The organism is Lentilactobacillus kisonensis DSM 19906 = JCM 15041, from assembly GCF_001434135.1.
GTDB lineage: Bacteria > Bacillota > Bacilli > Lactobacillales > Lactobacillaceae > Lentilactobacillus > Lentilactobacillus kisonensis.
In genome coordinates, this window is record NZ_AZEB01000017.1 from 27,845 (window position 1) to 45,894 (window position 18,050).

Genomic DNA, 18,050 nt, shown 5'->3' on the forward strand with positions numbered 1-18,050 from the left:
AATTTCAAAAGCTACATTTTTACTATACCAATTAAAAAAGGGCCCGTTAAAAAGCGGGTCCTTACAAGGTTACTTATTATCAATGGCAGCAATACCAGGAAGGGTTTTACCTTCAAGATATTGAAGTGAAGCACCACCACCGGTTGAAATATGAGTTAACTTTTCAGAAACTCCTAATTGTTTAACGGCAGCAGTTGAATCACCACCACCAACAATGGTCGTTGCGTCAGAGAGTGTCCCTAAGAACTTACCAACGTTTAAAGTTCCCTGTGCATAATTAGGCATTTCAAAGACACCCATTGGGCCATTCCAAACAACCGTCTTGGCATCCTTTAAGACATCTTCAAATTCTTGAACTGACTTAGGACCAATATCCAAAGCCATCCAACCATCATCGATGTCGCCTTCAACAACCTTGTGTTCAGCATCATTGCTGTAACTTTTAGCAACGATATTATCTGAAGGCAAAACGATCTTGTCGCCACCCTTTTCAAGGATACTCTTAGCAACATCAACCTTGTCTTTTTCAACAAGTGAATCGCCAATCTTAATCCCCTTGGCAGCATAGAACGTGTAAGTCATCCCACCGCCGATAATAATTTTGTCAGCTTTTTCAAGTAAGTTGTCAATGACACCAATTTTATCAGAAACCTTGGCACCACCTAAGATGGCAACGAAAGGCCGCTTTGGATTGTTAACAGCTTCGCCCAAGAATTGGATTTCTTTTTCCATCAAGAAGCCAGCGGCAACTGGCTTCCCTGCTTGATGCATCGCTTCAGCAATTCCAACGTTAGAAGCGTGTGAACGATGGGCCGTTCCAAACGCATCATTGATGAATTCATCAGCTAATGATGCCCAGTATTCCCCTAATTTAGGATCGTTACCGGATTCGCGCTTAACATATTCACCATTAACGACATCTTCATAACGTGTGTTTTCAAACAATAGAACACTACCATCGTCCATCTTGGCAATGGCATCTTCTAATTGTTGACCTTCTGTAACCGGAACAAAGATGACCGGCTTGTTCAATAGGTTAGATAACCGTTCTGCGACTGGACGAAGAGAAAGTCCCTTCTTGTCGTCTTCTTTCTTAACTCGGCCCAAATGCGAGCAAAGAATGGCCTTACCCTTGTGGTCCAAGACATACTTAATAGTTGGTAATGCTGCTTGAATTCGGTTGTCATCACCAATAACGCCATCCTTAATTGGGACGTTAAAGTCAACCCGCATCAATACTTTCTTTCTTTCAAGATCCAAATCAGAAACTGTTAATTTTGCCAATTTAGAAACCTCCTACACACAGAAAATCTGTGGTTTTAGAATAAATACTTTAGATAACAAAAGACGGAGAAGAACCCCTCCTCCGCCAATTGCAAAACTTATTATTAAAGTGAAGCAAACTTCAACAAGGTACGAACCATGTTGCAAGTGAAGCCCCATTCGTTATCATACCAAGCAACGGTCTTAACAAGTTGGTTGTCACCAGCAGTTGTTACTTCGGTTTGAGTTGGGTCAAATACTGAACCATGATCGTCGTCAATGATATCTGATGAAACAATTTCATCAGCATTGTAACCAAATGCAGGGTTGTCAGTTGTGTGCTTCTTCATTGCTTCGTTAACTTCATCAGCAGTAACTTTCTTATCAAGAACAGTTACCAATTCAGTTAATGAACCATCGATAACGGCAACACGTTGTGCATGTCCCATAACTTTACCGTCAAGATCAGGAATAACTAAACCAATTGCTTTAGCAGCACCAGATGAATGAGGAATCGTATTAGCACTAGCAGTACGGTTATTACGACGCTTCTTAGTCTTAGGGCCATCAAGAATTTGTTGTGATGCAGTGAATGCATGAACAGTAGTCATTGTACCAACTTTAACACCGAATTCTTTGTTCATAAAGTAAAGCATAGGTGCTAAACAGTTAGTGGTACATGAACCAGCTGAAACGATAACATCGTTTGCATTAAGGACATCCAAGTTAACACCTGGAACAACGGTCTTAATAGGACCAGCAGGAGCTGAAATCAAGACACGCTTTGCGCCAGCTTTGATATGAGCTTGTGATTTTTCTTCTGAAGTGTAAAAACCAGTACATTCAAGAACGTAATCAACGCCATCATTAGGAACCCACTTGAGGTTAGCTGCATCTTTTTCAGCATATACAGGGATTTCTTTACCGTCAACGACGATACCCTTATCAGTTGCTGAAACTTCACCGGGGAAACGACCATGAGTTGTATCATACTTCAATAAGTATGCCAACATTGATGGTGTCGTTAAATCATTAATAGCAACAACTTCAATTTCGCTGCTGTGTAATTCATGAATCCGTTTGAATGCCAAACGACCAATTCGGCCAAAACCATTAATACCAATCTTTACAGTCATACTAAGTTTTCCTCCTTTAGGAAATCAAGAAAATATTGTTAGATAGTACGAACACAATCGTACCACTAAATGAAAACAAAGTCAGCACCCTTGTGAAATAGAATTCAAAGCAGTGCATCGAGTAACCAGAATTTATTACCCAAATTTGAGTATAGCAGACCATGTAATAAATGCAATGGATTGTGGATTAGTAAACGTTTCCAGAAATAATTTTTTATTGTTCTTGAAAAATGTGCGATTTTTTTGTATATTAGTATAGTAAGTTGCGCTCGTAGTGTAATGGATCGCACGTAAGATTCCGGTTCTTGAAATGAGGGTTCGATTCCCCCCGAGCGCATTTAATAATTTCACAAATCATTTTAAAGCCTATTGTTGTGGGCTTTTTTATTTTTTCAAATTTGATAAAAGCCTATATTTTTCATGCCTTTCATGTAACTTTTCTGTAAGTCACTCATTTTAAGCCGTCATTTTTTCTTCATGTAGCGAATTGGAAAGTTATTACCCTGCTCGTCTAATTCCGTTCTCTTATAAACCTCAAAGCCCATGTGCTCATAGAATCCTTGAGCAAGTGGGTTTTGTTCGTTCACACTGAGTTTGTTAACCGAATACTTGTTAATTCCGTATGTCAATAATTGCTTTCCTAATCCCTTACCCCTGCATTCATTCGATATAAATAACATCTCAAGTGTTTGATCAGTAATCCCCATGAACCCAACGGGATAATTATTCTCATTCGCTATCAAAACTAAATGTTGAACATGCTGAATTGCTGTTGGAATGTAAGTCTTAATATTTTGGATCTCGTCATCAGTTAAAAATAAATGCGTCCCCTTAACGGAACTCTCCCAAACCGCTAATAAGCTTCGGATTAATTTAGGACTAATTTCATTTACTTCTACTATTTTCATATTATTTTCTCGCTTTCATATATTAACGCTATCTTTCATAAGATTAACTATTTAAGATGATTAATCCAATTGATATCCTTTGGGGTGCCAGACCAATCCTGTCTACGAATGACCAGTATTCTCTGTTGGCAAATAAAAAGCTCGGTAATTTAATACCAAGCCAAAAACAAAGAAGAACACTGGCGTACATCTATATATTATTGGATTGGGTATCATCCAGCGATACCGTTTTATGAACCCAAGAGTGCATAATAACAAGTTGACTCGAAGACCGTTAGCGATTTTAACTGCTTTAAACATTATTCACAATTTGAACTTTGCCACTCACAAAAGCTAATCATCTTTGTCGTGAAAGTCAACCCCTTGTTCATCATAATACGTCAGAATTTCCTCTCGCTTATTTTCAAACTGTGGGGGTAACCCCAGACCATTGCCTAATTTCAATATCGGTTCATCAAGACTAAATCCTGGCGAGGTCGTTGCAATCTCAATTCGATTATCACCTGGATCCCTCACATAAATACTTTTGAACCAACCACGGTCAGCGTACTCCTCAGTATTCAAGTTAAGCTTTTTAGCTCGTTCCCAGTATTGAAGCAGTTTTTCTTTACTAGGCGCAGCCAAAGCGAAATGGTCAATGCTTCCCCGTCCAAATCGTGTTCGTTGCGTTGGGTCCTTTGATTGAAACAGCTCAATTGACTGGCCGTTATCCAGAGAAACGGTGTTTTGATTACTTGGAATTCCAAGCCAATCGTGAAAAAAGCGGGCAGTTGCTTCTGGATCAGGTACATGAAGTTCCGTTCCCAATAACCGGGTGATTTGATTTGCTGCTGGAACATCATTATCAGCAACAATTCTCGTATCCGTTAACAATTCATTGGTTGTAACAAGTTTAATTTTAACTTGATCTGGATCATCAAATTCAATGCCGTTATCGATGTTATTGGTCTCATATCCTAAATTAGTCAGTCGTTGCTTCCAGAAATCCAAGCTTCCCAGCGGAATCGCTAATTTAATTGAATTGAAATAATGGTTTCCATCAGTTCGATGACCAAGCAACGGCAATACAAAGAAAGTAACAACCGTACCAGGAGTTCCTAGATAATCGCCATAAAACAAGTGCCGAATTTTGATATTTTCCTGGTTTACCGTATTTTTGATTAATCGCATCCCCAGAACTCGGGTATAAAAATGAACGTTTTGCTTGGCATTTCTGGTTAATAACGATATATGATGTGTTTGCATATCAAAGCCTCCCTGGTAAAGTGAGCGGAGCCAGACGCTTAGAAACCGGAGAGTGAGACTCCTCTGAAGGAAATTTTCGGTTCTGGAATTTTTCTCAAAGGTGCTTACACGCAGGCTTCGGTCTGGCATAGCTATCCTAAAACAAGCGAGCGAAACAAATCAGTTAGGGATCTGTGTGGCTATCCTCATAAAATGAACGGAGATGGGTACTTATACGGAAGCTTCCGCCTGGCGTAACTGTCCTAAATTCCCTCTTTAAAAGTATACCATCAATGAATCCGTTTTCATTAATAAAAGCATTTGCGGAATTGAGAATCTAACTAATATTGCCACTAAGTTATCACTGAAAATGAGCAAAACATTTGACCTTTTTTGACCAATACACTAAACTGTTATCATGAAGTTGGCAAAAGCCATCTTTCATAAAACCTATCAAGGAGGCATTCTCAATGAATTTAGTGCCAACTGTTATTGAACAATCCGCTAATGGCGAAAGAGCTTATGACATTTATTCACGTCTGTTAAAAGACCGCATCATCATGTTATCTGGCCCAATCGAAGATGATATGGCGAATGCGATTATTGCTCAATTGTTATTCCTGGATGCGCAAGACTCTGAAAAAGATATTTACCTTTACATCAACTCACCTGGTGGCGTTATTACCTCAGGGATGGCAATTTACGATACAATGAACTTTGTCAAGGCTGATGTTCAAACCATCGTAATGGGCATGGCTGCTTCGATGGCTTCTGTTTTAGCATCTTCTGGTGCTAAGGGCAAACGATTTGCATTACCACACGCCCAGGTCTTGATTCACCAACCATCTGGTGGTGCTCAAGGACAACAAACCGAAATTGAAATTGCTGCTGAAGAAATTCTCAAAGCTCGTAAGATGATTAATAACCTCTTAGCTGAGAATTCTGGTCAACCAATTGAGAAGATCAACAAGGATACTGAACGTGATAATTATCTCACTGCTCAAGAAGCCGTTGATTATGGATTGTTGGATGGCATCATGACTAACAGTTCCGAGAAACAGTAACCAAAGATCATTTTAAATTAGCCGATCATTAACCTAATCTTTTTTAGATTTAGAAAGTAATTGGTTTAATTTTAGAATTTAACAAAAATAGCAATCATTCTTATTTTAGGGTGATTGCTATTTTTTGTTAATCTGAATCCTAACCACTCGGATGATACATATGAATCAATTGCTTAACCACGGTGATCGGACTAAAATAACCATGAGAGCTGATAGTGATTAACAAAACATTGTCAACTAGATGAAAGTAAAACAATGATTTCAGAAATAATTATCGAATCGAGGCATTTAATTATGAAATCTCAAGAAACAATTGATCCAGTTACCTCTGAAACAATCCCTACTAAAATGAAAGCCTGGGAAATTATCAAACCCGGATCAATCAATTCAGAAACCTCCCCACTTCGATTTACCACCAAACCGGTACCAACTCCTAATCGCGGCGAAGTCCTCGTAAAAGTAATCACCTGTGGGGTTTGCCATACTGACTTACACGTTACCGAGGGTGATTTACCAGTTCACAAAGAAGACCTGACCCCCGGTCACGAGATTGTTGGTCGTGTGGTTAAAAACGGGCCAGAAACAAGCCGGTTTAAATTAGGTGACCGAATCGGCATCCCTTGGCTACGCTGGACTTGTGGTGTTTGTGAATATTGTCGGGCTGGCCGAGAAAATCTGTGTCCCAACTCACGCTATACCGGTTGGGATCACGATGGTGGTTACGCAGAATACACAACCGTTCCGGAAGGATTTGCTTATCGAATTCCCGCCCGTTTTGATTCAGCAACGGCTGCACCACTTCTCTGTGCGGGTATCATTGGCTATCGGGCGTTCGAACGAGCCAACGTTCCCGCCGGTGGCCGCTTAGGACTTTATGGTTTCGGTGGCTCCGCTCATCTCACCGCTCAAATTGCGATGAAGCAAGGTATTGAAGTCCATGTTCTCACTCGTGGTAAGGATGCCCGAAAATTTGCTTTACAACTTGGCGCGGCATCTGCTAGGGGTGCCTATGATTTGCCACCCGTTAAATTGGATTCAGCCATCAACTATACGCCGGTTGGAGACATTGTTCCCAAGGCCCTCGAAGCACTTAAGCCTGGTGGGACTTTGGCAATGGCGGGGATCCACTCGACGGATATCCCACAGTTATCCTATCCAGAACATATTTTCCACGAAAAGAATCTTACCAGTGTTGAAAGTAACACTCGACGAGATGGTGAAGCCTTCTTAACGTTAGCGGATCGCCTGGATATTATTCATCCAGAGATTACTGAGTATCCACTTGCTAAAGCTGATGACGCCCTTCGTTACTTGTCACACGGTGACATTAAAGGTGCCTGTGTGCTTAGAGTAAGTGAGGGTTAATAAAGTTTCAATTTAACACAACAAATAGCACAATCATTCTGTTCGACTTAAACCTAGAATGATTGTGCTATTTTTCTTTGTGATGACTTAAAACGATGATTACTAATTACCAAATACCTATGCAATTGTCTCATCTATACCCTGACCCAGTTTGCCAGCATATTCATTTATCTTTCTTAAACGGTGATTAACACCTGATTTTGAAATTGGTCCACCTTCAACCAGGTCACCTAATTCCTTTAAGCTTACTTCAGGATGTTTTAAGCGTGCCCGAGCAATCTGCCCCAATTTAGGCGGGAGTTTATTCAACCCAATGACGTTATCAATTAACTTAATGTTTTCAATCTGTTTACTGGCCGCGTTTGCAACCTTGTCAAGATTGGCATTCTCACAATTGACTAACCGATTGACAGAATTACGCATGTCGCGAACAATTCGAATGTCTTCAAACTTAAGCATCGAACTTGTCGCCCCGATTAATTGCAAAAAGTCAGCAATCTTTTCAGCCTCTTTTAAATAGGTAATGTAGCCACTCCGTCGCTTAGTTGTCCGAGCTTTTAAATGATACTTATTCATCATTTCGGCAATCATTTCATTGTGATTTTCGTAAAGTGAATAAACTTCTAAGTGGTATCGAGACGTTTCTGGATTATTCACTGAACCACTGGCCAAAAAGGCCCCTCGAAGATAGGACCGAATCTGGGCATCTTCTGTCAGCATTTTATTTGGGACACGCTCAACAATTTGGGCCCCATCGAAAATACCGAGATCATCTAGCAATAAACTCGCCTTATTTTCAACCCGTAAGATATACAAATTATTCTTCTTGAGCTTCATTTTTCGCCGGACGCTTAGTTCACCAGTAATGCCATAAAATTTTGAGAGTAATTTGTACATCCGTCTTGCAATAGCCGGATTTTCAGAGGAAACGTTCAAAACAAAATGATGATTAGAAATTGTAAGGGAACCATTAATTCGAATCAGTGCCATTAACTCAGCCTTAGCATTATCACGATGCACAGTTAATGATGTAAGTTCTTTTTTGACTTCACTTGCATATGACATTGGATACCCTCCCTTCCATTAATTATTCTTGTGGTCATCTAACGAACGGCCAATCAAGTAAATAAGTTCATCCGCCACTTCTTGTCCATTATGAAACGCACCACGGTCCTTAAGTTCCAAAAAGTCCGCGGAAATAACCCGGCAGCCCATTGCCCGCAGGCCATCAAAATCATGCTTCACGGGCTGGGAAACCTCGTTCCACTTTTTATGATCGATATACTCAGCTGGTACTTCTTTAACGTTAACTAAGACCGTGTTAATAAAGTTCATCCCTAAATGTTGGTTAAGAACCCGGACGTGATCAGCCTCGGTAAAGTTTTCAGTTTCCCCTTTTTGGGTCATAATATTACAAATATAAACAATATCAGCTTTGGTGCGTCTCAGGGCCTCACCGACGTTTTCAATCATCAAATTAGGCAAAATACTTGTAAACAAGCTCCCAGGCCCTAAAACAATCTGATCAGCATTCATAATTGCATCAATTACTTGGTGAACCGCTTCGGGCTTGTGAGAATCATTATTAGCTTCAACCCACACCCGCTTAATTAATTTACCAGCAGCGGTAATTTCAGATTCACCACTCAAATGAGAGCCGTCACTAAATTCAGCGTTTAGTTCCAACGGTTCATTAGCGGCTGGATAAATATGGCCATCTACCTGCATAATTTTACTGAGAATCTGAACCGAATCAAAGATACCACCCTTCATTTCGGATAACGCAGCAATAATCAAATTTCCAATCGCATGGCCTGCAAAAAATTTATCAGTACTATTAAATCGGTATTGAAATAAATCCAACTCTAATTTGGGTAAGTCTGATAACGCCACCATCACGTTTCGAATATCACCAGGCGGGACAACGTTAATGTAGTTTCTTAAAATTCCAGATGACCCGCCATCATCGGCAACCGTCACAATCGCCGTGATGTCAACGTGGCGGTTCTTCAAGTTTTTGAGGATAACCGGCAATCCAGTTCCCCCACCGATGACAACCACTCTAGGCTGGTGGCTATGAAGTGCGTCTATCATGAGTTTTCCCCTTTCGTCGTATGTCGATCAATGTCTCGATGTGTGATATTAACCGGATAAGCCTTCTTAAGATCATTCCCAAGCTTTTCAGCAATCGCAACCGAACGATGTTGACCACCAGTACAGCCAATCGCAATCGTTAAGCTTGCCTTGCCTTCTTTAGAATAGGCTGGCAGCGTAAAGTTGAGCATGTCTAATAGCTTTGTATAGAATTCCTGGGCCCCTCTTGAATTCATCACATAAGCTTCAACTGGTTTATCCAACCCCGTTTTAAACCGCATACTGGCTTCATAATAGGGGTTTGGCAAAAAACGGACATCCATGACAATATCAGCGTCCAACGGTAGCCCATATTTAAAGCCAAACGACATCACTTCGACATGAAATGTGTGGGTTGCATCGATCGACTCAAAGTTATGAAACACTTCCTCACGGAGCCGTCGGGGTGCCATATTGGTTGTATCAACAACCAAGTCCGCTGCGTTCTTCACGTTAGCCAATAATTCACGCTCTTTTTTAATACCGTCAATGACTCGACCATTGCGGGCCAGCGGATGAGCACGACGAGTTTCTTTGTAGCGGGAGACTAACTTTCCATCTGAGGCATCCAAAAAAATAATGTCGACATTATTATCGTTATTGTGTTTTAAATCGCGAAACATATCAATGATCTCATCATAGAAAGCTTGTGAGCGTAAATCCATGACAAGCGCAATTTTATTAATGTCGCGTTCCATTTTAATTAATTCTTTAAACTTAGGTAATAAGGTTGGTGGCATGTTATCAACGCAAAAATAGCCTAAATCCTCAAAGCTTTGCATAGCGACCGTTTTGCCCGCACCACTCATTCCCGTAATAATCACGAATTGGTTGTTGACAGCCATAGTAAGTTCCTTTCGTGTAACAAACTCATTAGAGTATAACATACCGGGCGTATCATTTTAAGTGAAAGATTGAATTATGCCAAAGAAGCAATCCTGTCGAAATGAAGGATTGCTTTTTAGCGAAACTTTATTTAGTTATAACCCGTTTCTTTGAGTTCGAATCAGCTTCCTTAGTCAGCTTCTTATCCCGTTCCAAGACTGGTTTCAAATACTGACCCGTATAACTTTCCTTAACTTCAGCAACCTTTTCCGGCGTTCCGGTAGCGACAATGCTGCCACCGCCGTCACCACCCTCAGGTCCTAAATCAATCAGGTAATCAGCACTCTTGACCACATCAAGATTATGCTCAATGATCAAAACTGTGTTGCCTTGATCAACTAATTTTTGTAAGACACCTAATAGTTTACGAATATCCTCAGAATGTAACCCCGTGGTTGGTTCATCAAGAATATAGAAGTTGCGGCCATTAGCCTTTTTATGTAACTCAGAGGCTAATTTCATTCGCTGGGCTTCTCCACCAGAAAGTGTCGTTGCCGATTGGCCAAGAGAGACATAGCCCAAGCCAACTTCCTTGATAGTTTGCAACTTACGGCTAATCTTTGGAATCGCACTAAAGAAATCCACGGCTTCATCAACGGTCATATCTAAAACATCGGCAATATTTTTACCCTTGTATTCAACCTCTAACGTTTCAGCATTATATCGTTTCCCGTGGCAAACTTCACAGGGCACGTAAACATCGGGTAGAAAATTCATTTCAATCTTCAAAATTCCATCGCCGTGACATGTCTCACAACGGCCACCCTTAACGTTGAAACTGAATCGGCCCTTCTTGAAACCACGCAATTTAGCATCATTGGTATTCGCAAATAGCCCACGAATATCATCAAAAACCCCCGTATAAGTTGCCGGGTTACTTCTAGGGGTTCTTCCAATCGGGGTTTGATCAATATCAACGATCTTTTCAATATTCTTGTAACCCGAAATTGATTTGTACTTTCCAGGTTTTTCTGAATTATGATTGATTTTTTGTGCCAACGCGCGCTTTAAAATATCATTAACCAACGTTGATTTTCCTGAACCAGAAACACCGGTCACCACAACAAATTTACCCAGAGGAAAATCAACCGTAATATTTTTGAGGTTATTTTCGGCAGCGCCAGTGACCCGGATCTTTTTTCCGCTGCCTTTACGCCGCTTTAATGGCACGGGGATAAACCGTTTACCAGCTAAATACTGCCCCGTAATGGATTTAGGGGCCTTCTCAATATCAGCTGGCGTTCCAACCGCCATAACCTGACCACCGCTTTGACCAGCACCAGGGCCTATATCAACAATATAGTCCGCAGCCCTCATTGTGTCTTCATCGTGTTCAACCACGATAAGCGTATTACCGAGATCACGCATTTTTTTAAGCGAAGCAATCAAGCGGTCATTGTCTCGTTGATGTAACCCAATTGAGGGTTCATCCAAAATATACAAAACACCCGTTAAATTCGAACCAATTTGGGTGGCCAACCTAATTCGTTGAGCTTCCCCACCAGAAAGAGTTCGGGCAGACCGTGACAAAGTTAAGTAGTCCAACCCAACGTTTCTCAAAAACGTTAACCGGTCCGTAATTTCCTTAATAATTGGCTTAGCAATCATCGTATCTTGCGGCCCAAAGGATAGAGAACGGAAGAAAGCCAACTCAGCCGATACATCTAGTACAGAAATTTCCGCAATGTTACGTTTATCAACTTTAACCGCTAGTGCTTTCCGATTAAGCCGATACCCGTGACAGGTCTGGCAGGTTAATTCAGTCATGTATTGATTCAAATTATTCCGAGTAAAGTCACTACTAGTGTTGTGATAACGACGGTTAACATTGTTAATAACACCTTCAAATGGGCCATCAACATCGCGAATGCCACCAAAGTCACTTTGAAGAACAAAATGAAACGATTTGGTTTTTGATCCATAAAGGACAAAGTTACGATCCTTTTTAGGCAATTTTTTAAACGGCGTATCCATATCAATTCCCTGGGCTTCACAAGCTTGGGCCAGCATATTCGGGTACCACTTGGAACCAGCTGGATTCCACGGAGCCAATGCCCCTTCGTTGAGCGTCTTACTTTTATCAGGGACAACTAAATCTTCATCAACTTCCAGCTTCATGCCAAGGCCGTCACAATCAGGACAAGCACCGATTGGCGAATTAAAGGAAAAAAGCCGTGGTTCCAATTCCCCGACTGTGAACCCACAAACGGGGCAAGCGTAATGTTCTGAAAATAACATCGCATCACGGGCACCCATAAAATCAGCGACCGCATAACCGCCGCTTAATCGTAAGGATGCTTCAAGGGAATCAGAAAGACGGTTATTGATGCCGTCCTTTACAATAATTCGATCAACTACAATGTTGATATCATGCTTCTTATTCTTATCAAGTTCTGGTGTATCGTCGATATCATACGTTTCGCCATCAACTTGAACCCGAACAAACCCTTCTCGCTTTACCTTATCAAAAATCTTCTTGTGCTGACCCTTCTTGGCACGGACAATTGGTGAGAGAATCTGCAATTTGGTCCGCTCTGGCAATTTCATTATTTGAGCAATCATTTGATCAACTGATTGACTAGAGATTACTGTCCCATCATTTGGACAAATGGGTGTCCCAACCCGCGCCCAAAGAAGGCGAAAATAATCGTTGATTTCAGTGACAGTTCCTACAGTTGATCGTGGGTTTTTTGAGGTTGTTTTTTGGTCAATTGAAATAGCCGGACTCAACCCATCAATCGAGTCAACGTCTGGCTTATCCATTTGCCCTAAAAATTGACGGGCATAAGACGACAAGCTCTCAACGTAACGCCGTTGTCCCTCCGCATAGAGCGTATCAAACGCTAAGGAACTTTTACCAGAGCCAGATAGTCCTGTCATGACAACTAATTTATCCTTTGGAATCGTCACGTTAACGTTTTTCAAGTTGTGGGCCCGAGCACCACGAATTATAATTTTATCCATTGCCAATACGCATTTACTCCTTTAGCTCATTTCACCTTTTAATTCAATTATTGTATCACGCAAAGTCGCCGCCTGTTCAAAATCAAGCTTTTTAGCAGCGTCCCGCATTTCTTCAGTTAACCTTGCAAGCATATTCTTCTGATCTTTCTTATCCATCTGCTCAAAATCGCTCTCAACAAAGTCATCCTTTTCGCCGGAATCCCCTGTATCCTTAGTGATTGAGATTAGGTTGCGAATTGGCTTTTTGATGGTGGTTGGCGTAATTCCGTGTTCCTGATTATATTTAATCTGAATGGCCCGCCGATTAGCAGTTTCATCAATTGCTGCCTGCATTGACTCAGTCACTTCATCGGCATACATAATCACGGCACCATGTTCATTTCGCGACGCCCGACCAATGGTCTGAATTAACGAACGCTCGTTACGAAGGAAGCCTTCCTTATCAGCATCCAAGATTGCAACCAAGGATACTTCAGGCACATCAATGCCCTCTCGTAGCAGATTAATACCAACTAACACATCAAACTTACCCAAGCGCAGGTCACGGATAATCTGAGTTCGCTCAAGGGTCTTGATATCTGAATGTAAATATTTAACTCGAATTCCCAAGTCTTTTAGGTAATCCGTTAGATCTTCAGCCATTTTTTTGGTCAAGGTCGTGACAAAGACCCGCTCATTTTTATCAACTCGTTTATTAATTTCACCAACTAGATCATCCATCTGCCCCATAATCGGCCGAACATCAATTGTCGGATCTAGTAAACCAGTCGGTCGAATGACCTGGGTAACGACATTATCGGTTTGATCCATTTCATAAGGGCCGGGAGTTGCTGACATATAAATTACTTGATGAACATGCTTTTCAAATTCTGAAAGGGTCAATGGGCGGTTATCTAGCGCACTGGGTAGTCGGAAACCATAATCAACCAACTGCTTCTTGCGGGCCTGATCACCATTATACATCCCCCGGATTTGTGGCATTGTTTGGTGAGATTCATCAACAACTAATAAGAAGTCATCTGGAAAGAAATCGAGTAACGTGAACGGCGGTTGACCAGGCTTTCTACGATCCATAAACCTAGAATAGTTCTCAATCCCGCTGGTATACCCCATCTCACGCATCATTTCAATATCATAAGTTGTTCGTTGCTTGAGGCGCTGAGCTTCAAGTAACTTGCCTTCTTTTTCAAATTTAGCGACCTGCTTATCCATCTCGTCTTGAATTTCCGGCAATGCCAACTTCATAACATCATCGCTTGTTAAGAAATGGGTTGCCGGGAAAATGGCGATATGTTCCCGATCACCAATCACCTCACCCGTCAAGGTATCAACTTCTCGGATTCGATCAATTTCATCACCAAAGAACTCAATTCGAAAGGCGTGTTCATCCCAAGATGCCGGGAAGACTTCGACCACGTCGCCATGAACTCGGAAACGCCCCCGTTGAAAGTCAATATCATTACGATCATATTGAATGTCAACAAGTTGCCTGAGAAAATGATCCCGTTCAATATTTTGACCCACACGCAATGAAACCACGTGATTTCGGTATTCGGTTGGATCACCTAATCCGAAGATTGATGATACAGAGGCCACTACGATAACGTCATTGCGTTCCAAAAGTGAGCTGGTAGCGGAATGACGCAATTGATCAATTTCGTCGTTGATTGAGGAGTCCTTTTCAATGTATGTGTCACTTGAAGGAACATAGGCTTCCGGCTGGTAATAATCATAATAACTGACAAAGTATTCAACCGCATTATTAGGGAAAAACTCCTTAAATTCACCATACAATTGGCCAGCTAACGTTTTATTGTGCGATAACACTAAAGTGGGTTTGTTAACCTGCGAAATGACATTTGAAATCGTAAAGGTCTTTCCAGTTCCGGTAGCGCCCTTTAATATTTGCGCTTTTTCACCCGCGTCAACGCCAGCAACTAGTTTTTTTATGGCATTTGGCTGATCTCCAGTTGGCTTATACTTGGAAACCAAATCAAATTTACGATCATTTTCTCTTTCGATCAATATTAAATTCCCCCTAACAAAAAGAAGTGAGCGAAGCAAAGCAATAGCAGTTGGAGCATACATCTTCTCGGTTAAAAATCTCTGGTTTTGGAATTTTGAATCGAAAGGCTTATGCATCGACTTCTGCTTTGCGTAATTGTTCTAAAAGAAGTAGGTGGCGCAGAGCGATTAACAATCGGAGTGTAAGTCTCCTCCAATAGAAATTCCTGCGTTTGGAATTTTTGCTGGGGGGGTGCTCACATGCAGATTATTGCTCTGCACAACTGTCCTAACATCAACTTGACACACAACAAAAGGGCTACAAGCAAAACCATGCTTTATTAGCCCCACTATCAACGCTATTTTACCATACGAACATACTTTCGCCAATAATTAGTTACCCGAAACGGGTTCCTTTTTTAAAACTTTTCGAGTTAAATTACGTAGCTTTTCTTGAGTCGTAAAGTTCTCCGCTAACATCTCAGGAATAATTTTGGTGATCACGTAATGAACGCAAGCCATTTCCCGATAGTTAAGAATTGTGGATAAACTTTCCTTATACATTTCTGGGTAAACCGCTTCTGGATTTCCCTTCTGAATTTCGCCAAACGACTCATACAGTAAATCCACCTTATCGGCAACTGCCAGGATCTGACCTTCAATCGAAGCGTCTTTTCCCTCAGATAAGCGTCGTCGATAAGCTGCCTGAAATTCACTTGGAATTTCATTTTCAACAAAGTTTTCAGTTAACTTGTCGTCAACGTCCGCTAACATCGTTCTCAAAACAGGCGTTGCATACTTTACTGGGGTCTTGATGTCACCAATAAACCGTTCGGTGTAATCATGGTTAAGGGCCTTTTCATAAAGCCGCCGCCAGTCAATTGTTTTGCCAGCATTTTCTTCAACGTCACCCAAAAACTGTGCAATTTCGGCCACTTTAAACGAGTGAGCCGCGACAGAATGCTGCTCAAATTTAAAATACCCAGGTGCTCGGTTAATCAATTCCAATTCATCCAAACTTTCTAAATATTGGTGCATCCCCATATTCGACAGCTCCCTTGATAATCCGTTGACTTTTCTACATATATTAAAGAGGTTGGAAATGATCCAACCTCTTTAGCTTTACTATTCATATTAACCCATAAACACGTAAAAGCGAATGATTTGTTCTAAGATTCCGACACGCTGGATTTACTCTGAGCATTGTGCGCTTCAATGTACTTGAATGCTTGTTGGCCAGCAATACCACCCTCGCCAACAGCAGTTGCAACTTGGCGTAACTCTTTTTGACGGACGTCCCCAATTGCGTAAATACCTGGAATAGCCGTTTCCATTTGGTCATCGGTCTTGATCCAGCCATCTGCATCAGTAATTTTCAAGTTCTGGAATGGCTCGGTCATTGGCAAGAGACCAACATAAATAAATGCACCCGAAGTTTCGATTGTTGAATCTTCATCCGTCTGATTATTATGAGTTTTAACACCCGTTACTTTGGTGCCATCACCAACAACCTCAGTGACGTTTGTATTCCAAACAAAATCAATTTTATCGTTAGCAAACGCCCGGTCTTGAATAACCTGTTGCGCGCGTAGTTGATCACGACGGTGGATAACCGTAACGTGATCAACAATCCCTGCAAGGTAAGAAGCTTCCTCAATCGCAGAATCACCACCGCCAACAACGACGACGTGCTTGTTTTTAAAGAAGGCCCCATCACAAACGGCGCAATACGACACACCCTTGCCACCGTATTCTTTTTCACCGGGGACACCAAGCTTTTTATATTCAGATCCCGTTGCGATAATCACTACTTTAGCTTCTAATTCCTCACTATCAGTCTTGATCAATTTGGTAATGCCACGGTCCTCAATTGACTGAACAGCACCATAAACATACTCAGCACCAAAATTAATGGAACTATCGTACATATTCTGTGCGAGGTCCGGTCCCATGATTGATTTAAAACCAGGATAATTTTCAATTGAAGCAGTGTTATTCATTTGACCGCCATAAATTCCCCGATCAATCATTGCAACCGATAAATTGGCCCGTGATGCATAGAGTGCTGCTGTCATTCCGCCAGGCCCAGCACCGATAATAACAACATCATAATTTTTTGCCATTTAAATCCTCCTTGTATGAAGAACGTCATATTCACAAAGTTAAATCTACTATGAATAAGTAAGCCTGTCCAGTAATTAGTTCTTGCTGGGTTTGTCCTCATCAGCCAGCTCTTTACCTAAATCTTTAAGGTAAGCCCTTAACCCATCAGCGATCTCTGGGTGTCGTAACCCAAAAATAATATTCGTTTTTAACCAGCTTAATTTATTGCCAGTGTCAAAGCGGCTCCCCATAAACTCATGGGCAAAGACCCGTTGTGTTTGGTTCAATTCATCGATTGCAGAGGTCAATTGGATCTCACCGGAAGCGTCCGGCTTAGAATGTTCAAGAATACCAAAAATTTCTGGCGTTAACAGATAACGCCCGATGATTGCCAAATCACTTGGGGCCTTCTCTGGGGTTGGCTTTTCAACGAATTTTTTAACGTTGAATAATCCGGGCCGAACTTCTTCGGAGGGATCAATAACCCCATACTTAGAAATATCTTTATGAGCAACCCGCTTAACAGCCAAAGTAGAAGCACCGGTTTCTTGGAAGCTATTCATTAACTGCTTGGTTAAGGGAACTTTATCTTCCATCACATCATCACCCAACATCACAACAAAAGGTTCATTGCTGATGAAGCTTCGAGCAGTATAAATAGCATCTCCTAACCCACGAGGATGAGATTGCCGAATAAAGTAAATATTCATGTCATTCGTTTTGCGGATCGTCTCTAAGATTGCATCCTTATGACGCTCCTCCAAATTCATTTCCAATTCAGGATTGGAGTCAAAATGATCTTCAATTGAGCGTTTGCCCTTGCCAATCACAATCACAATATCCTTAATGCCGGATTTCTTTGCTTCTTCCACGATAAACTGGATGGTAGGCGTATCCACAATTGGTAACATTTCCTTAGGTAAAGCCTTTGTTTCTGGTAAAAATCGTGTTCCAAGCCCTGCTGCCGGAATGACCGCCTTCGTTACTTTTCTTTGCATTCT

The 18,050-nt window shown here is 41.4% G+C and carries 14 protein-coding genes and 1 tRNA gene; 3 read left to right on the forward strand and 12 right to left on the reverse strand.

Translation table 11 applies throughout. The annotated features are described in order from the left end of the window. Positions 1-69: 69 nt before the first annotated feature. Both FC98_RS09180 and gap read right to left on the reverse strand, forming a co-directional pair. Complete coding sequence (locus FC98_RS09180) at positions 70-1,284, reverse strand: phosphoglycerate kinase (RefSeq protein WP_008855312.1); 1,215 nt, start codon at positions 1,282-1,284, stop codon at positions 70-72. A 104-nt stretch (positions 1,285-1,388) separates the two neighbouring features. Next, positions 1,389-2,399 (reverse strand): type I glyceraldehyde-3-phosphate dehydrogenase, encoded by a 1,011-nt coding sequence (gene gap / locus FC98_RS09185; RefSeq protein ID WP_008855311.1) that lies wholly within the window; start codon positions 2,397-2,399, stop codon positions 1,389-1,391. 265 nt (positions 2,400-2,664) lie between these two features. Between gap and FC98_RS09190 the strand changes: the two genes are divergently transcribed. Further along, positions 2,665-2,736, forward strand: a tRNA-Arg gene (locus FC98_RS09190). A gap of 127 nt (positions 2,737-2,863) precedes the next feature. Here FC98_RS09190 and FC98_RS09195 read toward each other — a convergent pair. Both FC98_RS09195 and FC98_RS09200 read right to left on the reverse strand, forming a co-directional pair. Beyond that, a complete protein-coding gene (locus tag FC98_RS09195; protein ID WP_008855310.1) occupies positions 2,864-3,307 on the reverse strand; it encodes a GNAT family N-acetyltransferase in 444 nt (147 codons plus the stop codon). Between the two features lie 333 nt (positions 3,308-3,640). Next, positions 3,641-4,552 carry a VOC family protein gene (locus FC98_RS09200; protein WP_040470592.1) on the reverse strand — a complete coding sequence of 304 codons (912 nt, stop codon included), beginning with the start codon at positions 4,550-4,552 and terminating at the stop codon, positions 3,641-3,643. A gap of 449 nt (positions 4,553-5,001) precedes the next feature. Here FC98_RS09200 and clpP point away from each other — a divergent pair, with 449 nt between their 5' ends. Then, positions 5,002-5,595 carry an ATP-dependent Clp endopeptidase proteolytic subunit ClpP gene (gene clpP, locus FC98_RS09205; protein ID WP_008855307.1) on the forward strand — a complete coding sequence of 198 codons (594 nt, stop codon included), beginning with the start codon at positions 5,002-5,004 and terminating at the stop codon, positions 5,593-5,595. Positions 5,596-5,889: 294 nt separating this feature from the next. Next, positions 5,890-6,960 carry a zinc-dependent alcohol dehydrogenase family protein gene (locus FC98_RS09210; RefSeq protein ID WP_056949475.1) on the forward strand — a complete coding sequence of 357 codons (1,071 nt, stop codon included), beginning with the start codon at positions 5,890-5,892 and terminating at the stop codon, positions 6,958-6,960. Positions 6,961-7,077: 117 nt separating this feature from the next. Here the strand turns inward: FC98_RS09210 and whiA are convergent, their stop codons facing one another. The 8 genes from whiA to galU form a co-directional block, all read right to left on the reverse strand. Next, positions 7,078-8,025: a DNA-binding protein WhiA gene (whiA, locus tag FC98_RS09215; protein WP_056949476.1), complete on the reverse strand. Its 948-nt coding sequence runs from the start codon at positions 8,023-8,025 to the stop codon at positions 7,078-7,080. An 18-nt stretch (positions 8,026-8,043) separates the two neighbouring features. Further along, positions 8,044-9,054, reverse strand: coding sequence for a gluconeogenesis factor YvcK family protein (locus FC98_RS09220; protein WP_008856239.1), 1,011 nt, complete (start codon positions 9,052-9,054; stop codon positions 8,044-8,046). Further along, complete coding sequence (gene rapZ, locus FC98_RS09225; protein WP_040471225.1) at positions 9,051-9,938, reverse strand: RNase adapter RapZ; 888 nt, start codon at positions 9,936-9,938, stop codon at positions 9,051-9,053. Before rapZ ends, FC98_RS09220 begins: the two co-directional genes overlap by 4 nt. Positions 9,939-10,065: 127 nt before the next feature. Next, positions 10,066-12,948 carry an excinuclease ABC subunit UvrA gene (gene uvrA, locus FC98_RS09230; RefSeq protein ID WP_156637274.1) on the reverse strand — a complete coding sequence of 961 codons (2,883 nt, stop codon included), beginning with the start codon at positions 12,946-12,948 and terminating at the stop codon, positions 10,066-10,068. A 15-nt stretch (positions 12,949-12,963) separates the two neighbouring features. Next, positions 12,964-14,967: an excinuclease ABC subunit UvrB gene (gene uvrB, locus FC98_RS09235; protein ID WP_054655493.1), complete on the reverse strand. Its 2,004-nt coding sequence runs from the start codon at positions 14,965-14,967 to the stop codon at positions 12,964-12,966. A 372-nt stretch (positions 14,968-15,339) separates the two neighbouring features. Beyond that, complete coding sequence (locus tag FC98_RS09240; RefSeq protein ID WP_008856243.1) at positions 15,340-15,990, reverse strand: YfbR-like 5'-deoxynucleotidase; 651 nt, start codon at positions 15,988-15,990, stop codon at positions 15,340-15,342. Between the two features lie 125 nt (positions 15,991-16,115). After that, positions 16,116-17,069, reverse strand: coding sequence for a thioredoxin-disulfide reductase (gene trxB, locus FC98_RS09245; protein WP_008856244.1), 954 nt, complete (start codon positions 17,067-17,069; stop codon positions 16,116-16,118). Between the two features lie 75 nt (positions 17,070-17,144). Continuing rightward, on the reverse strand, positions 17,145-18,047 hold the full coding sequence (gene galU, locus FC98_RS09250; protein ID WP_008856245.1) for a UTP--glucose-1-phosphate uridylyltransferase GalU: 903 nt from the start codon (positions 18,045-18,047) through the stop codon (positions 17,145-17,147). Between the last annotated feature and the right edge of the window lie 3 nt (positions 18,048-18,050).